Here is a 17,061-nt window from a genome sequence, read left to right as displayed (position 1 = left end):
GACAGTGGATTCTACCTCTGTAGCGCGCTCTGGTGTGTGGCTGCATGCCGCCGCGCAGGTGCTCAGACCTGCTTTTTCAGATGGCCGGGTGTGTTTGCAGTTTGTTTATTTGTTGGCTTCTGGCGATGCGACAGTGCAGATTCATTATTGCAGCCTGAAATGTTTGAACAGCGCCTGCCGCACTTCCATATAGTTAATATTTCCATTCGGCGCGGGCATACCATAAAAGCGGTGATCACTACCGCGGTATGCCACTAGTACATCACATATTTTTATTGGTGGGCCGCTGGGAGCGCCGCTTTTGCTTTTGGCTCTTACCCATTCGCAGTCGATCACCGAGATATGTTCATGGCTTATTTTTTCATATGAAAGCCCGGCGGTACTTTCAAACCAGATAAACAGGGTTAACAGCACCAGCAGCGGCAAACACAGGTAAGCATGGTGCAATACGGCTTTGCTATAACGAAAAGCCAGCCAGGGAACGGCGACCATATTGCCAACAAGCAGCACAAATAACACCGTATCGCCCAGCATCAAAAATAAGCGTGTGTCGCTGACTGCCATCAACAGCATGGGAGCAATAAGCAGAACTTCCAGAATGACGGCGCAGCTGACACGGGTACCGGGGTTGCGTGCAAAAAGAGCGAGCAGAACAAGGCTGATGCAGAGATACGCCAGTGATAAAAACACCGGTATCGCCAGCGGTGAGATAATGACCAGGAAAATATTTTCGCGGGCAATATCCAGTGCCGGAATATTGGCAATAATCAGCGCACAGAGATAAAGGCTGAGCAGAGTGATCAGGCTGGCCCACGGAGCATTAAGCATGGCCATAAAAATCCTGCCCAGCACCCGGTTGCAAAATCCGGTGATATAACTGACCGGTGGGAGCATGCGCAAATCGGTGCCGTTCTGGTCTTGCGGATGATTCTGTGGCTCAGGGGCTTTACTGTTCATTGTTGTGTTCTTGGCTGGATGTTAGTCGTATTATCCGAACGCCGTTTAAACCGGATCTGGATATACAGGAAACTACGGAAAATCCGGTTTGCTGTCAGGTTGGCTTAATGGGTATTAACAGGCCTGCGTGATTATGCCAGCAGGTGCCGATAGTAAGTGCGACGGCCATCGCAAACTGCATGGTGATTGCAGCGTTTACCTGATCTTACCTTTACCTTTATCAGTTGCAACCTTTAAACTCCGGGCGAACTTATCAATACGGGATAGCAAATGTTCAGGCTTGCTGAGATTGCATTAATTGCTCTGGTTATCCTTTTAACCGGCTGTGACAGCGATTTTGCTGAACTTAAATTCGGCAGCCCGGTGGTGGCCGATAAGGTCGATTACAGTAACGGCAGCTGGATCAAACCGGTATACCGCCAGGAGATTGAGAGTATTCTCACCGCAGCCGGCGCCGATCCGGATCTGGTAAAAATACACCACGATAAAGATGATTACCGTGGTCAGACCATATTGCTCAGCACACCGATGTTTGGTGGTATTACAACAGAGCAGAAAACAGCCATTAAAACCGCGCTGGATAGCGTAGTCGCGGGCAGAAGCAACAGCCTTAATGCACGCTTTATCCTGCATCCGCAAGCGCCGGACAGTGAGATAGCGGACACAGAAAACGAGAGCTACCGTGAGGCTGTCGCCACGCTGGAGGCAGAATATAATACTGAGCTGACACTGGATGATGTGATCATTGGTATCGCATATAGCCTGAGTGATACCTATATGGCCGCGCTGCAGGGCAACAGAGAAAGCAGCGGTGAGGCATTGTGTACCGTCAGTATGACGCTGTCGCCATTACTGCCTTTTCGCGATATTAAGGTTGTGTCGCAGGATGATCAGGTTACCGGATTTGCTTTGGTTAAGCCGATGAATCGTGGCTTTGCCAGCTACGATATTCCGGCGGATATCCATGTGGATTATCCGCTGTTACAGACAAAACTCGATGATAAAGAAGCCCTTATTTCCACTGAACTGACCAATAGTGATCAGTCGCCGTTAAACCGTGGTGAAATTAAAACGCTGGAAATTCAGGTAGGGCCGATAAAAGAAGTGAAACATCAGCTTGGCAAAATGAATAATATGTCGATTTTTGCTCTTAAAGACACATGCCGGAAAATGGCTGCAGAGAAGCTGGGGCGGCCCTTTACCTACAGTATGGGAGAGTCGTTTGACCGCCTTGAGTCAGTCCGCTTTTTGTAACGGACGATAAGCTTTCAGGAAACAAGGTGCCCTGATTTTTCGCGGTTAAAAACACCTTAACGAAGCCAACAATCTGCCTGTCAATCTGTGGTAGAGTTTTGTCAGTGATTCTCTAACGGTGGAAATAAACATGGTCAGACTAGGTGTAATGATGCTGGCTCTGCTGCTGCCTTTAAGTGGTTATGCGGCAGATAAAATCAGAGTTCTGGCAGAGGGGGAGGAAGCATCCTGTAAGCTGGTATCCCAGCAGGTGTGTTCAACCACCAGTATGAATCCGGCCGAAGAATGTCTGGCCTGGCATACAAAGCAGGCAGCCGATGCCGGTGCTGATGCTCTGCTGATTCGTGGGTCAGAAGACTCGCGCCGTAATAAGCCTTCACTGACTGGTATGAAAACCGTGGTTACCACCAAAGTGTCGGCAGATTATTACCGTTGTACTGCAGCGGTCAGTGTTGCGGAAACTGTAGTAAAAGACTCTGAGGGCTGGAGCACTGTAGAGAAGCGTTTACTGGTGCTGGAATCGCTGAAATCCAAAGGCCTGATTTCGGATACGGAATACCAGTTAAAGCGTCAGGATATTCTGAAAGATTTATAATTTCTAACGCCAGTTCGCCGTGTTAACAGGGGGTGACACGGCGGATTAATTATGGCTCATTTTATTTTCGGCAATACGCTGCCCATTCCTCCAATGCTGTCAGCACCAGCGGAAAGGGCAGGGTCGCCGGGGTCAGATTGTCGCCCGGATATAAACACTCCAGCAAAAAGCCTTCCGGGCAGCATTCAAACTCATAGCCGTTACCACAGCCGGAAAATTCTTCAATTTTTCCTGTGGTATAGCGCCGGATACCAGTAATCAGTTCTTCTGCCTGTGTGGCTGAATACTGTACGTCCAGAACCAGAAACCCCTGTAATGCCTGATGCGCGGGGCTGGCGTCATAGCTGCTCCAGCGAAAATTTTCTGTACTCACGGATAAGTATTTGTCGTGTAGATCGGGAAGCCCGTGTTGATTTTGCTGCTGTCGTCCGGCAGAACCGCTGTGGCAATTTCAAAGTGCTTAGCCGGAAATCCTTTGCAGTATTTATTTTCGCTATCGTTATCCGGTGCGTTCGGGCCGCATTTTGCCCAGCTCGGATTGGCGCAGTTGCCGCGGGCGTTTTGCTGTGCAAATACGATAGAAGCATTGACCTGAGCCTGGGTGCAGTGATCCGGGAACATGGAGCTGAAAGATTTAATGTGAGTACTTTTATTAAAACTCAGGGCAATTTTTTTAAGGGTGTAGATGCCGGAGGCATTCGGGGAGTCCCCTTTTTGTGAGCTGAGGTAGTCACTGGGCGGCTGGTTTTGCGGCATGGAATGAAAGCCTTTGGCATTACCGCTTTTTGCTGGTTCACCACAAAAAATATGATGCTGGTTAACCTGCATGCCTTCTATTGGAGTACTCCACTCGCTGAGATTACTGCAGTTTATGCCGTCAGCAAGGGACAAGGCCGGGAGTATCAGGGCTGATATAAATAAGAGTGTTTTCATGGATCCTTCCTTTGTACTCGGGATTATTTCATTGCTCACAGAGCGGGAGTCGGGCGTCCGTCAGACTCCAGAGGGGCGCTTTATAGCAGAATATTGGCGAGATACAAGAAAAATGGCCGATATTAACCTGCTTAACTGGCTGCGCCGCCAGTTAAAGGAGGGGGAGTATCCTGTTGGTTGTGGGCTTATTTGCCGGAATATTGCGCGGAATTGTCTTATTTCATCCGCTGAGGTGTCTAATTCGCCAGAATTGGTCGGAATATTGAAACAGTTTGGCTACAAAACCTCTGTTTACACTGAACACATTACCGTTAGACTGCTACGATTTTCGTAGTATTTTCTGGGTCTGACATGTCTAAACAACAAAAACTAAGCGTGTTACTGGTCATTCTGCTGCTGGCCGGTGGTTATTGGTGGTGGTGGCATCAGGGCCGTGAAGATACCGATAACGCCTATGTAAAAGCCGATATCGTGCCGGTCATGAGCCGTATTCAGGGGACGGTAACGGCGACTCCTGCACCGGCCAACCGCCTGGTAGCCGAAGGTGATGTGCTGCTGCAGCTCGACCCGGCGCTGTATCAGGCGAAGCTGGCTGAGGCAGAGGCTGTGCAGGCCGAGGCGGAAGCGCGTCTGGTGCATCTGGCCGACCGTGAGAACGCCCAGCAATCGCAGATTGTCGCCGCCCGTGCCAGCGTGGCTGCCGCCGATGCCGAATGGCGCCGTACGGTGCAGCAGGCTGATCGCCTGTTGCAGTTAATGGGCAAACAATATGTGTCGCAGGATGATCTGGATGCGGCCGAACTGAATAAGGCAGCGGCGCAGGCGCGCCTCAATCAGGCCAAGGCTCAGCTGGCTGCACAGCAGGCCAACCTGGTGACGCTGAGTGGTGAAAAGCCACAGTTGGCTGCCGAGGTGGCCAAGGCTGCGGCGGCGGTACAGCGGGCGCAGCTGGAGCTGGATTACACCACCATCCGTGCGCCGCGTGCGGGGATTGTGACCAGTCGTCAGGTGCAGGTGGGGCAGAGTGTTGAGCCGGGTATCCGTCTGCTCAGTCTGGTGACTGAACCGATCTGGGTGTACGCCAATTTTAAAGAAACCCAGGTTGCCGCTATGGTGGTCGGTCAGGCCGTCGATATTCATGTGGATGCGTTGGGCGGCAAAGTACTGAAGGGCCATATCGACAGTTTCTTTGCTGCCACCGGCTCTGAATTTGCGTTGCTGCCACCACAGAATGCGACCGGCAATTTCACCAAGGTGATTCAGCGTTTACCGGTAAAAATTCTGTTTGATGACGATCAGGATCTGAGCGCGGTGCGTCCGGGCATGTCGCTGGAAGTGACGGTTTTTACTGAATGAGCGAGCGCTTTCCCAAGCACTGGCTGGCCATCAGTGGCGCTCTGTTGGGCGCTTTTATGGCCATTCTCGATATCCAGATTACCAATTCATCGCTGAAGGATATTCAGGCAGCGCTGGGTGCGACGCTGGAAGAATCTTCCTGGATTGCGACCTCGTATCTGGTCGCCGAGATGATTGCTATTCCGCTCTGTGGTTTCTTTGCTGCCTGGCTATCGCCGCGGCGTTATCTGCTGTGGAACGGTACGATATTTATTCTCGCCTCGCTGGCCTGTTCATTTGCCTGGAATCTGGAGTCGATGATTGTCTTCCGTGCCGTGCAGGGGTTCAGTGGCGGTGCGCTGATTCCGATGGCCTTTACCCTGATTATTACCCTGCTGCCGCTGGATAAGCGTCCTCTGGGAATGGCGTTGTTTGGTGTTACAGCGACCTTCGCGCCAACCATTGGCCCGACGCTGGGCGGCTGGCTGACCGAAGCCTTCAGCTGGCATTACATCTTCTATCTGAATGTTATTCCCGGTATCGCCGTATTAATGTTACTGGCGGCGGGTCTGGATAAAGAAGAAGGTGATCCGGAACAGCTTAAAAAAATCGATCTTTTCGGTATGCTGACCATGGCTCTCGGCCTGGGCTGTCTGGAGATCATGCTGGAAGAAGGCGCGCGCGACGATTGGTTCGACGCCGAATATATCCGCTGGCTGGGGCTGGTTTCGGCCATGAGCCTGTTTCTGTTTGTGCGCAAGCAGCTGACTACGGAACATCCGCTGGTGGATCTGCGCCTGTTCCGCAGCCTCGATTTCTCTCTCGCCTGTGTGGCGTACTTTGTTCTTGGTGCAGGTTTATTCGGCTCGGTGTATCTGGTGCCGTTATATCTGGCATCGGTACATGACTATACGGCGCTGGATATTGGCCTGGTATTAATGTGGGTCGGCTTTCCACAGTTGCCTTTCTTTCCGCTGATTCCCCGTCTGCTGAAATTTATTGACGCCAAATATCTGGTGGCTTTTGGTTTCTTTGTGGTCGGCGGCAGTATGTGGATGAATATGCATATGAGCATCGATTACAACGGCTCTTATCTTATTCCGGCACTGCTGGTTCGTGCTCTGGGGCAGCCATTTATTATGGTGCCGCTGTCGATTATGTCGTCGCAGAATCTCGACCCCAAAGACGCTCCCTCGGCTTCTACGCTGTTTAATGTGATGCGTAATCTGGGCGGCGCTGTGGGGATTGCTCTGCTGGCAACCCTGCTGTCGGAACGCACCGATTACCATCTGGCCGAGCTTAAACAGACGCTGGTCAGTGGCAGTCAGAATCTGGCGGAATACCTGCGCCTGCTCGGAGGCGCTCTGGAGAGCGGCGGGGGCAGTGCCGATCAGAGCTATGGTGTCTTGATGAAGGAAGTAACTCAGCAGGCCATGGTGATGTCTTATAACGAGGCTTTCTTTGTGCTCGGGCTGACCCTGATGGTTGCTGCCCTGGCATCGCTGGCGATCCGTTCGGCTGATAAGCAGGCAGCAGGGGCTGAAGCCGCTGTTCATTAATATTGCCGGTTGTTATTAAAGCCGCAGGCGGAGTTTTCCGGCTGCGGCTTTTTTGTTGCCGATTCTGCAACTGGCCGGTAAACCTGCCCGCTTCCGAAAGTTTCCTGCGGCCCGTTTTGCGTCAATTATCCATCCCGAATTTGTTTATATAATTCTTTATTATTAGATTTATAAATTTGTTAACAACGTCTGAGATATTGCGCAGCTGTCCTGATTGGTGAGTAATATTGTCCGGATGCGTGATTGCATTCCGGATGCTATTTGTCCTCAGTAAAAAATTGTCGGATAAGTTGCATTAATTCTTATTTTTTCTGTTCCTGTCTCTGGCCTTAAGGGAATGCTCTGGGTAATATCCGCGGCCGTTCCGGGCATTGTTACAACGATTATTCTAAAGCCGCTGATGGCAAACGATGTGCCAGTTTTTTTTAGCAAGGCTAAAAGGATTTTATCGTGTCATTCTCACTGCGTTATCCGTGGCTGGTTATTGTTGCCGCCATGATACTAATAATAAGTCTGACAACAGGGGCGACAAAGCTGTCATTTGTGTCAGACTTCCGGGTTTATTTCAGTGCTGATAATCCGCAGCTGCTGAGCTTTGAGCAGCTTGAAAAGGATTTTAATAAACAGGATACGCTGACGTTTCTGTTGCAGCCGGCATCGTCAGCCACTGTGCTTGATCCCCGTGCGCTGAATGAAATTGCGCAACTCACCCAGGCCGCCTGGGAAATTCCCTACGCCCGTCGGGTAGATTCTCTTACCAATTATCAGCGTATTCAGTCTGCTGATGACAATATTAATATCGATGATTTCTATCGGCCCGAGCAAGCGTCTGCTTGGGATATTGCGGGTGAGTTGGAATATATCCGGACTCAGCCCGATCTGCTGAATCGTCTGGTCAATAAAGACGGCGATCTGGCATTAATTATTGTCAGCCTTTCATTACCGGACGGTGACGAAAAAGCAACCGCCGAACTGGTCGCCTATACCCGTGAATTACTCGCCGCCACAGAATTGCAGTATCTGGATGTGCAGCTGTTTGGTACGGCGATTATTAATCTGGCGCTGGCTGAAGCCGTAGAGCGCGATATGGAAGCCTTGATTCCGGCCAGTTATCTGCTGATTTTCGCCGGTATCTTTTTTCTGACCCGCTCTCTGGCCGGTACTTTTCTGGCATTAACCCTGACGCTGCTGAGTGTAATGGCGACCTTTGGTGCTCTGGGGTGGGCCGGTGCGCTGGGACTGACAACGGCACGCCTGACTCCGGTGGTGGGTGTTGTGCCATCGATGATTATGATTATCGTAATTGCTGACTGTCTGCATATTCTGGCGACCTATCAGCATGGGCTGCGTGCCGGTATGAGCAAAGTACCTGCACTGGCGGAAGCGGTTAAATCCAATATCCGTCCGGTGTGGATTACTTCGATTACTACTGCGCTTGGTTTGTTGTGCCTGAATTTCAGTGAGTCTCCGCCATATCGCGACCTGGGCAATTTAGTCGCTTTTGCCGCGCTGTTAGCTGCGGTGCTGAGTCTGACTCTGTTTATTGCTGCATTGCGTGTTTTACCACAGCCAAAAATACAGCCGGGCCGGACGCTGGCGCATCCCGGACAATGGCTCAGTGGTTTATTGCTGACATTCTGGCAGCGGGTATTGCAGCCGCATCCGCGGGCGTTACTGCTGGGGGCGGTCATTGTGTCAGCGATGCTGGCAGCAGGTGTCAGTCAGCTGAAATTCAATGAGCAGTGGCATCAGTATTACGACGAATCCTTTGCGGTTCGCCAGGCACTGGATCTGCAGAACGATAAACTTAACGGCGTTAATTTTATTCAGTACCGCATCGCGGCACAGGATGGTGGCTCGCTGTACCGTACCGAACCTATGCAACAGTTGCAGCAACTGGCTGAGCATCTGGAAACCTTTGCCGAAGTCGGTTTTGTTGACAGTCTGCATCAGCCATTACTGACACTGAATCAGGCACTGCATGATGGCGATAAAGATTACTACCGCATTCCCGCTTCCGATGAGCAGGTCGCTCAGGCAATGCTGTTGTACGAAATGTCTCTGCCTTTTGGCATGGGCCTGAATGAGCGCCTTACTATTGATCAGACCGCCAGCCGTTTTACCGTGCATTTATTCAAGCGTACATCGCGTGAATTAGTGGCCTTTGATCAGGCTCTGCTCGACTGGGCGGCAGAACATACTCCGGCGCTGAGTATCGCTCCGGGCAGTGGTCTGGATATGGTGTTTGCCCAGATTTCTGACCGTAACAGCATCAGCCTGTTTCAGGGCACATTACTGGCGCTGGTATTAATTTCGGCGGTCATGATGCTGGTACTGCGTTCGGTTCGCCTCGGGTTGATCAGTCTGGTGCCGAATTTACTGCCGGCACTGCTGGCCTACGGTATCTGGGGTTATATCAGTGGTCATGTTGATCTGGGGCTGAGCATTGTTGCCTGCATGAGTCTTGGTCTGGTGGTTGATGACACCGTGCACTTTCTTGCCAAGTACCGCAACGCCAGGGCCAGAGGTGAAAGCACCGAAGCGGCCATCGAATACGCATTTTCTACCGTTGGCGTGGCCATGATTATTACCAGCCTGGTACTGGCCGCCGGTTTTGCACTGTTGCTGTTGTCACCTTTTTCGCCCACCTGGGGCATGGGTGGGCTGATGGCTCTGACGGTTATCGTTGCCTTACTGGCCGATCTTATTCTTTTACCTTTGTTGCTGATGCTGTTGGATCGCGACTGAATTTTTCTGATTTATTCAATTAATGAGACCTCTCTATGACTAACTCTGCTGTTATTGCCGGCGAGCCGTTGCTGCGCCGTATCCGCGCCTGGATGGACGAACGTTTTCCGTTCGCCAATGCCTTGCTGTTTTTTATTCTTTATCTGGTCACCGCCAGTGTTGTTCGTGCCAGTCAGGGCGAATGGTTTTTTAACTGGAGCGATATCGTTTCCTGCCTGATTACCTGGTCGTTGTTTTTAACCATCCGTATTTTCGATGAACATAAAGATTACGAGCTGGATGTTAAAAACCACCCGCAACGTGTATTGCAGAGTGGCCGCATTACTCTGACGCACCTGAAAGGTCTGGGTATTATTGCGGTCATTGCCCAGCTGCTGTGGAGCCTGTTTCTGGGTACCGATACCCTGATCGTCTGGGCCGTGATGTTTGTTTACCTGTGTTTAATGGGTGCTGAGTTTTTTTGTGGCGCCTGGCTGGAAAAACGTCTGCTGCTGTATGCCCTGAGCCATATGGCGATTATGCCGCTGATCGTGCTCTGGCTGGCGGCGATGGCACAACCACAACTGCCGGTAATGCAGTTACTGAATTCTGCGCCTTTAATGGCGATGATGAGCCTGGCGTTTATCAGTGGCTTCTGTTTTGAAATTACCCGTAAGACCCGTGGCCCGGAAGAAGAGCGCGAAACGGTCGATTCTTACTCGCGCATCCTTGGCGTGCAGGGTGCCGCTAATCTGGTCATTGCGCTGGTCTGCGCCATGGTGGTGAACCAGCTGGTATTACTGTGGCTGCTGGATGTCGCAGTATTAGTGGTTTATGCCGTATTGCTGGTACTGGTTCTGGTACTGGCTCTTAAAGCTGTTTTCAAATTCAAACAATCCCCCCATGAAAGCGGCCGTGAAAATAACGAGAAAGCCGTCGCCCTGACGATGTTGCTGGGCTATCTGGTGGTGATTATCGCCGCTGCATTAAACATTCACCTGCTGGGAGCTGCCGTATGAAAAAGGCCCGCGTTTATACTACTCAAGCCCGTTATGAATTCAGCCCTGAACAGAACGCCAGCGTACGTCTGCAGTGCGGTGATAACTGGCGCAATGCCGAAGCCGTGGATGTTTCCAAAAGCCATTTATGCGTGCTGGCCGAGCCCTGCGAACAATGGCAGCTGGATGCTGCCTTTACCACGGTGACTCTGGTTCTGGCCGATAAAGAATATGTGCTGCGCGATTTAATCATCAGCAAACTGGAAGTCGCGCAGAATTCTAAATTATGGCGTCTGGTATTGCGTAACGATACCGATGGTGAAAACACCGCCGAAAACAGCCGTCAGCTGTGGCAGATCAGTTATGCCCTGCGTCAGCGTGCGGCAGAAGATGATGGTCGTTTATACGACGAACTGACGTTGCCGAAAGTACCGGCGCGTGGTTTATACACCGAAGAGGCCCGTCAGGAGCGTCTGGGTTTTGTCCGCGCAGAAACCGGTGCGGCGATGGAGCGGGTAGCGGACATTACTCTCGATCCGAAAGCGCTGGTCAGTAATATCGAAGCGTTAATCGGTACTGTCGAAATTCCGGTGGGTGTGGCCGGGCCATTGCATATCCGTGGCGAACACGCGAACGGTTTATTTTATGCACCTATGGCAACTTCTGAAGGTGCACTGGTGGCATCGGCTACCCGTGGTGCCACAGCGATTTCCCGTGCCGGTGGTGTGAATGTGCGGGTACTGGGTCAGCGTATGCTGCGTGTACCGGTGTTCGTATTAAGCGATTTATCTTCGGCGTTATTTTTTGCCGAATGGGTAAAAGACCATCAGAACGAAATTGCCGCCCAAACCCGTAAGTATTCGAACTATGCCAATCTGGTGGAGGTGCATACCGAATTAATGGGCCGCACGGTGCACGTACAGTTTGTGTATGAAACCGGTGATGCTGCGGGTCAGAATATGACCACCACCTGCACCTGGCAGGCGTGTCAGTGGATTCTGGCCGAAATGCGTGCTTTCGAAGGCATAGAGTTTGAAAACTTTATGGTTGAGGCCAACCTTTCCAACGATAAAAAAGTTACCTATAACTCTTTCCTGCGTGGTCGTGGTGTGCGCGTACTGGCAGAAGCCGTACTCAGCGATGATGTCTGCCGTAAAGTATTAAAAGTCAGCGCGCGCGAACTGTTCACCGCCTATAACCATTTTGTTGGCGGCAGTATTGCGGCTGGTATGGTCGGTCTGAATATTAATATCGCCAACGTGATCGGTGCGATGTTTACTGCCACCGGTCAGGACATTGCCTGTGTACACGAGTCGGCCATCGGCCAGCTGCATATGGAAATGACCGATGATAATGCGATTTACGCCACGCTGCGCCTGCCAAGTCTGGTGGTCGGTACGGTCGGCGGCGGCACCAGTCTGCCGCAGCAGAAGGAATGCCTGCAGATGATTGGCTGTGCGGGCCCCGGCTGTGCGCATAAACTGGCCGAAGTGATTGCCGGTTACTGTCTGGCGCTTGATTTATCCACGCTGTCGGCCATTGCCAGCGATCAGTTTGCCCGCGCTCACGAAAAACTTGGCCGTAACCGCCCGGTAGAATGGTTAAAACTCGGTGATTTAAATCCGGAGTTTTTCAGCCGTGCATTATCACAGGGTTTAAACCGCAACGTGCAGGTCAGTGCGCAGCAGAGTCTGAGCCTGTCGGGTAAAGGCAGCAGTATTATTACCGAACTGACAGCGCATAAAATTAATAAGCTGGTTGGCCATTATCCGTTCCGCCTGACACTTGACGATGCCGATCAGACGCTGGATGTGATGGTCAAAGTAAAGCCGCTGGATGACGAAGTTATCCTGATGCTTAACTCTATGGCGTCTATGTGTGATGCCCGTCTGGCGCATGCCTATAACGAATTCCGCAAGCATGTTGGTTTCCGTGGCTGTCATGTGCGTGAGCTGGAAGTGATGGCGCAGCAGGATGAACGTTTCCGCCGCGTTGCTCCGACCACCTATATGGCCTGGGCGGATGCCTCACGTGAAGCCTATGTTCTGGTGCAGGAATATCTCGATGGTCTGGAATTAATGGATTCCGCTGACGACACTTCCGGCTGGACGACCGAACACTTTAATGCCGCCGTTGATGGCATTGCTCAGGTGCACAGTATCTGGCTGAACCGCGAAGACGAACTGCTGACTCAGGACTGGATCTGCGACGCACCGAATACCGCCAATATGCTGGAAAAAACCCGCCTGTGGGAAATGCTTGGTGCCCACGCCCAGCAGGAATTCCCGGAATGGTTCAGTGCTGGTGATATGGAGCGCTTCCGCGATCGCGTGTACAGCATGGAGCAGTGGTATCCGCAGCTGGATGCCTTACCGAAAACCCTGATCCATAACGATTTTAATCCGCGCAATATTGCCTTCCGTCGTCAGGGCAGTGAACTGACACTCTGCGCTTACGACTGGGAACTGGCGACCGTTCAGGCACCACAACACGATCTGGCTGAATTGCTGGTATTTACCCTGAATCCGGATTTTGATCCGCAGCTGGTGGAAGCTTTAATTGAGCGTCACCGCGTGCAACTGGAACAGGCCGCTGGCGTTACGCTGGATGCTGAACAATGGCGTTATGGCTTTACCCTGACACTGTGGGATCTGGTTGTTAACCGTGTACCTATGTATGTAATGGCACATACCTTCCGTCATTATCCGTTTATGGAGCGGGTGGTGCGTACCTTCCGTCGTCTGCTGGATCTGGAAATTCAGCGTCTGGAAAACGGAGATCAAAGCTTGTGAAAAAAGACACTGTAAACAGCCCGGCTAATTATTGTCTGGATGCGCTGCAGGCCGCAGCGCTGAGTGCTGATCAGGTGGGTGGCAAAGCCTTTAATCTGGCATTTTTAAGCCGCCAGACTCTGGCCATTAATAGTCTTCAGGTGCCGCAATGGTGGGTGGTACCCGTTGCGGCTTTCCGTGCACAGTTACGCTCGCTAAATCTTGAACAGTGGATCGAAACCGAACTGGCGTCACTGGGCGATAAGCCCGACAGCAGCGCGCTGGAACAGGTCGCCCAGGGGATTCAGCAGAAAATCCGCGATGGCGGTTTATTAATTGCCATTGCCGACGACGTGCGCACAGCCATTGGCAGCGATGCATTGGCACATGGCTGGTGGGCGGTGCGCTCATCGGTGGTGGGTGAAGATGCTGAAGGTGCGTCTTTTGCCGGACAGATGGACAGCTGTTTATATCAGCGTGGTGAAGAGCAGATTGCCGCGGCCATTATTACCGTGATGCAGAGTGCCTTTAATGCCCGCGCTCTGGCTTATCGCATCCAGAAAGGTCTGGGCCTGACCGATATTAATGCTGCAGTGATTATTCAGCGCATGATTGATGCCGATGTTGCCGGTGTGATGTTCACCGCCAACCCGGTTAATGGTGATCGTGGCGAAGCCTTTATTTCGGCTACCTGGGGTTGTGGCGAAGGTCTGGTTTCCGGCCACTGCAATGCCGATGAAATCAGTGTGCGTTTAAACAGCAATGAACTCAGCGTGCAGGTCAACGATAAAGACCTGTGTCTGGTGCAGGATGCTGAGCAGGGTGGTACCCGTGAACAGGAAGTGGCCGCCGATAAACGTGCGGTTGCCTGTTTAACCGACACGCAGATTTTTGCCCTGCGTGATCTGGGACGCAGCATTGCGGAAGCCTATTGCGCACCGCAGGATATTGAATGGTGCCTGAAAGACGGTGCGTTTTATATTCTGCAGGCGCGTCCGGTGACGCGTTTACCGGAACAGAACCCCGATACCGACCGTTTGCAGGTCTGGGATAATTCCAATATTCAGGAATCCTATTGTGGTGTAACCACACCGCTGACCTTCAGCTTTGCCAACCGCGCTTATAAAACTGTATACGAGCAGACCCTGCGTTTATTGGGTGTGCGTGAAAATGTCGTACAGCAGCATCAGGATATGCTGGAAAATATGCTCGGCCTGATTCGTGGCCGGGTGTATTACAACATTAATAACTGGTATCGCGGTTTATTATTCCTGCCATCTTTCCGTACCAATAAAGCCGATATGGAACGAATGATGGGCCTGACCGATCCGGTAGATCTGATTCAGGATCGCGAACTGAGTGGCCGCGAAAAGCTGGCACGCCTGCCGCAGATGTTGCGCGCATTGTTTGCCATGCTCAGCCGTTTCCGCCGTATGGATGATCTGGTGGCTGAATTCCGCGCGCACTTTGCCGCTGAATATGCCCGGGTCGAGCGCAATAAACTGCACAGCCTGAGCATGGATGCATTAATCAGCCTCAGCCGTACGCTGGATAAAACCCTGCTGAATAACTGGACCACGCCCATCGTTAACGATTTTTACGTGATGATGATGAACGGCAAGGTGCACCGCTGGCTGGAAAAACTCGGCGTAGAAAATCCGGCGCTGGTACAGAACAACCTGCTGTCCGGTGAAGAAGGCATCGAAAGTACTGAACCTACCAAATTCCTGCTGCGTTTATGTGATGAAGCGCGTACGCAGCCGGAATTGCTGGCGTGCTTAAAAGATCAGCCAAACGATCAGCTTCTGGTTTTGCTGCAATTAAAATTCCCGGATTTCCACAGCCGCTGTCTGCAGTACATTGAACTGTACGGCGACCGCACCATGGGCGAGCTGAAACTGGAGTCGGTAACGCTGCGTCAGGACGCTTCTTTTATGTTTGCGGTGCTGAAAAACTTTTTAAGCCGTGACGATCTGACCCTGGCGACGCTGGCCGAAAACGAAGCCCGTTTCCGTGCCGAAGCAGAGCAGGCCGTATTACCAGCATTGCAGAAGCAATTTGGTCGCCGTGGCTTAAAAAAATTCCAGCGTGATTTAAGCCGCCTGCGCGATGCCATCCGCAACCGCGAGAATATGCGTCTGGCGCGTACCCGGATGTTTGGTCTGTACCGCGATATTTTCCGTCAGCTCGGTGAGCAGCTGGCGTTTTATTCGCAACTTGAGCAGGCCGAAGATATTTTTTATCTGACTCTGGAAGAAATCTACGCCTATGCCGACGGCCGCTCGGTGACTGCTGATTTAAAACCGCTGGTGGCAATCCGTCGTGCGGAGTTCGCGTCTTACGAAGCGGATGAACCGCCGCATCATTTCCACACCCGTGGGCCACTGTACTGCAATAACCGCTTTGAATATCCGCATGCTCAGGAAGAAACCGCAGCCGCCGATGGCAGTCTGCAGGGCACCGGTTGTTATCCGGGTATTGTTGAGCAAAAAGTACGGCTGATTTTCTCGCCGGACGATGAGCTGAATTTAAATGGTCAGATTCTCTGCACCGTACGTACCGATCCGGGCTGGGCACCGTTATTTCCGACTGCCGGCGGTATTCTGGTGGAGCGTGGCTCAACCCTCAGTCACTCGGCGGTGGTGGCCCGTGAGCTGGGAATTCCTGCGGTGGTGGGTATTCCGGGGTTAACCAAATTACTGGCCGACCAGGAGCTGGTGCGCATGGATGGTTCCAGTGGCCGTGTAGAACGGCTGGAATTTAATGCCGCTGATACGATGGCTGCGGCCGAGGAGTCGGTGGCATGAACAGCATCCCGGAACTGAGTGATGATTTTTTTCGTATTGCCCGTGAGCGTTACAGCGACGATGCCTTCTGGCTGGGTGAAGATGAAGCCACAGTGCGCCGTCAGTTCAGTACGGCAAATGATTATTTCCGCACTGGCCGTGCCTGGGCAGAAACCGCAGAAGGTTGTCGTTTAGCCGGTTTTTTTAATCCCGAGCAGCGTATTAATGATGAAGCCGTTGCCTATTTCGGTTTCTGGGAAAACAGCGGCGACAACGACAGGGTACTGAATGCGCAGCGGGATTTATTCGCCCGCTTTGAGCGCTGGGCCGCCGAGCAGGGAGCGGAGCGTATTTACGGGCCGATTAATTTTAATACCTACGGCCCGTACCGTTTGCGCTTAGCCGATGAGCAGGGCGGTATGCCGGGGCCGGTATTTGCCGGCGAACCCTATAATCCGCTCAGTTATGGCGAGCAATTACAGGCGCTGGGTTACGATATTCATTACCGCTATTACACCCGCATTAATAATAATTTACCGGCACTGGCGCTACAGATGGAAAAACCACTGGCGCAGGCGTTACAGCAATTGCAGGGTGAATTTATTGTCAGCCGTCTGGATGGCGACACCTGGATGAATAATCTGCCGGAGCTGTATCCGTTAATCGACCGTATGTTCCGCCAGAACTTTGCCTACAGCCCGATCAGCGAAGCACAGTTTGTCGCCGCCTGTGGTGAGCCTTTTGCGCGCAAGCTCTGCCCGCAGTCGTCGGTACTGGTACGGCATAAGAGCGGCGCCATTGCCGGATTTTTCCTGTGTTATCCGGATTACAGTCCGCTGCAAGTTGCTGGCCCATTGATGAAGGCTGCGGATATCAGCTACGCCCAGCATGCGGCACTGTTGCCTGAGCCGCGTCTGGCGCTGGCGAAAACAGGGGCTATTCATCCCGATTATCGTCAGGCCGGTCTGTTCACCCTGATGTCGATGCAGCTGACCTGCTGGGCGGCACCTCACTATCAGCGCGTGGCTGCGGCTCTGGTGCGTGAAGATAATCCGTCACTGCGTTATGCCCACAACGGCGAAGAAGTGCGGGTGTATGGTCTGTTTACCAAACAGCTGGCCAGCGCGGCTGCTCAGGAAGGCTGAT

12 protein-coding genes are annotated in these 17,061 nt (G+C 52.2%); 9 read left to right on the top strand and 3 right to left on the bottom strand.

Annotated elements, in window-relative coordinates:
- Positions 1–144: 144 nt before the first annotated feature.
- Positions 145–957, bottom strand: a complete 813-nt coding sequence (locus LGT44_RS02710; protein WP_230330491.1) for a hypothetical protein — start codon at positions 955–957, stop codon at positions 145–147.
- 270 nt (positions 958–1,227) lie between these two features.
- Between LGT44_RS02710 and LGT44_RS02705 the strand changes: the two genes are divergently transcribed.
- Both LGT44_RS02705 and LGT44_RS02700 read left to right on the top strand, forming a co-directional pair.
- Positions 1,228–2,211 (top strand): hypothetical protein, encoded by a 984-nt coding sequence (locus LGT44_RS02705; protein WP_230330492.1) that lies wholly within the window; start codon positions 1,228–1,230, stop codon positions 2,209–2,211.
- Positions 2,212–2,341: 130 nt separating this feature from the next.
- Complete coding sequence (locus tag LGT44_RS02700) at positions 2,342–2,806, top strand: hypothetical protein (RefSeq protein ID WP_230330493.1); 465 nt, start codon at positions 2,342–2,344, stop codon at positions 2,804–2,806.
- A 61-nt stretch (positions 2,807–2,867) separates the two neighbouring features.
- Here LGT44_RS02700 and LGT44_RS02695 read toward each other — a convergent pair whose 3' ends face one another.
- Both LGT44_RS02695 and LGT44_RS02690 read right to left on the bottom strand, forming a co-directional pair.
- A complete protein-coding gene (locus tag LGT44_RS02695; protein WP_230330494.1) occupies positions 2,868–3,179 on the bottom strand; it encodes a hypothetical protein in 312 nt (103 codons plus the stop codon).
- Positions 3,176–3,739 (bottom strand): EndoU domain-containing protein, encoded by a 564-nt coding sequence (locus LGT44_RS02690; protein WP_230330495.1) that lies wholly within the window; start codon positions 3,737–3,739, stop codon positions 3,176–3,178. Before LGT44_RS02690 ends, LGT44_RS02695 begins: the two co-directional genes overlap by 4 nt.
- Positions 3,740–4,090: 351 nt before the next feature.
- Between LGT44_RS02690 and LGT44_RS02685 the strand changes: the two genes are divergently transcribed.
- The 7 genes from LGT44_RS02685 (at position 4,091) to LGT44_RS02655 (ending at position 17,060) form a co-directional block, all read left to right on the top strand.
- A complete protein-coding gene (locus LGT44_RS02685; protein ID WP_145465925.1) occupies positions 4,091–5,095 on the top strand; it encodes an HlyD family secretion protein in 1,005 nt (334 codons plus the stop codon).
- On the top strand, positions 5,092–6,633 hold the full coding sequence (locus LGT44_RS02680; RefSeq protein ID WP_225693426.1) for a DHA2 family efflux MFS transporter permease subunit: 1,542 nt from the start codon (positions 5,092–5,094) through the stop codon (positions 6,631–6,633). The genes LGT44_RS02685 and LGT44_RS02680 overlap by 4 nt, the downstream gene beginning before the upstream one ends.
- A 450-nt stretch (positions 6,634–7,083) precedes the next feature.
- The gene (locus LGT44_RS02675) at positions 7,084–9,381 is read left to right on the top strand and encodes an efflux RND transporter permease subunit (protein ID WP_230330496.1); all 2,298 of its coding nucleotides are present in this window, start codon (positions 7,084–7,086) and stop codon (positions 9,379–9,381) included.
- Between the two features lie 35 nt (positions 9,382–9,416).
- Entirely contained in the window at positions 9,417–10,379 is a 963-nt protein-coding gene (locus LGT44_RS02670; RefSeq protein WP_230330497.1) for a UbiA family prenyltransferase, read from the top strand.
- Positions 10,376–13,150 carry a phosphotransferase gene (locus LGT44_RS02665; protein WP_230330498.1) on the top strand — a complete coding sequence of 925 codons (2,775 nt, stop codon included), beginning with the start codon at positions 10,376–10,378 and terminating at the stop codon, positions 13,148–13,150. Before LGT44_RS02670 ends, LGT44_RS02665 begins: the two co-directional genes overlap by 4 nt.
- Positions 13,147–15,936 carry a phosphoenolpyruvate synthase gene (locus LGT44_RS02660; RefSeq protein WP_230330499.1) on the top strand — a complete coding sequence of 930 codons (2,790 nt, stop codon included), beginning with the start codon at positions 13,147–13,149 and terminating at the stop codon, positions 15,934–15,936. Before LGT44_RS02665 ends, LGT44_RS02660 begins: the two co-directional genes overlap by 4 nt.
- Positions 15,933–17,060 carry a hypothetical protein gene (locus LGT44_RS02655; RefSeq protein WP_230330500.1) on the top strand — a complete coding sequence of 376 codons (1,128 nt, stop codon included), beginning with the start codon at positions 15,933–15,935 and terminating at the stop codon, positions 17,058–17,060. The genes LGT44_RS02660 and LGT44_RS02655 overlap by 4 nt, the downstream gene beginning before the upstream one ends.
- Position 17,061: the final 1 nt, after the last annotated feature.

This window comes from Thalassolituus alkanivorans, from assembly GCF_020447205.1.
Taxonomy (GTDB): domain Bacteria; phylum Pseudomonadota; class Gammaproteobacteria; order Pseudomonadales; family Oceanobacteraceae; genus Venatoribacter; species Venatoribacter alkanivorans.
Note: the sequence above shows the minus strand (reverse complement) of the source record. Positions and strands in the feature narration are given on the sequence as shown.

What these genes read in the sequence shown, in the direction of transcription:
- LGT44_RS02710 (WP_230330491.1), bottom strand. Translation starts at nt 957, where the DNA reads ATGAACAGTAAAGCCCCTGAGCCACAGAATCATCCGCAAGACCAGAAC.
- LGT44_RS02705 (WP_230330492.1), top strand. Translation starts at nt 1,228, where the DNA reads ATGTTCAGGCTTGCTGAGATTGCATTAATTGCTCTGGTTATCCTTTTA.
- LGT44_RS02700 (WP_230330493.1), top strand. Translation starts at nt 2,342, where the DNA reads ATGGTCAGACTAGGTGTAATGATGCTGGCTCTGCTGCTGCCTTTAAGT.
- LGT44_RS02690 (WP_230330495.1), bottom strand. Translation starts at nt 3,739, where the DNA reads ATGAAAACACTCTTATTTATATCAGCCCTGATACTCCCGGCCTTGTCC.
- LGT44_RS02685 (WP_145465925.1), top strand. Translation starts at nt 4,091, where the DNA reads ATGTCTAAACAACAAAAACTAAGCGTGTTACTGGTCATTCTGCTGCTG.
- LGT44_RS02680 (WP_225693426.1), top strand. Translation starts at nt 5,092, where the DNA reads ATGAGCGAGCGCTTTCCCAAGCACTGGCTGGCCATCAGTGGCGCTCTG.
- LGT44_RS02670 (WP_230330497.1), top strand. Translation starts at nt 9,417, where the DNA reads ATGACTAACTCTGCTGTTATTGCCGGCGAGCCGTTGCTGCGCCGTATC.
- LGT44_RS02665 (WP_230330498.1), top strand. Translation starts at nt 10,376, where the DNA reads ATGAAAAAGGCCCGCGTTTATACTACTCAAGCCCGTTATGAATTCAGC.
- LGT44_RS02655 (WP_230330500.1), top strand. Translation starts at nt 15,933, where the DNA reads ATGAACAGCATCCCGGAACTGAGTGATGATTTTTTTCGTATTGCCCGT.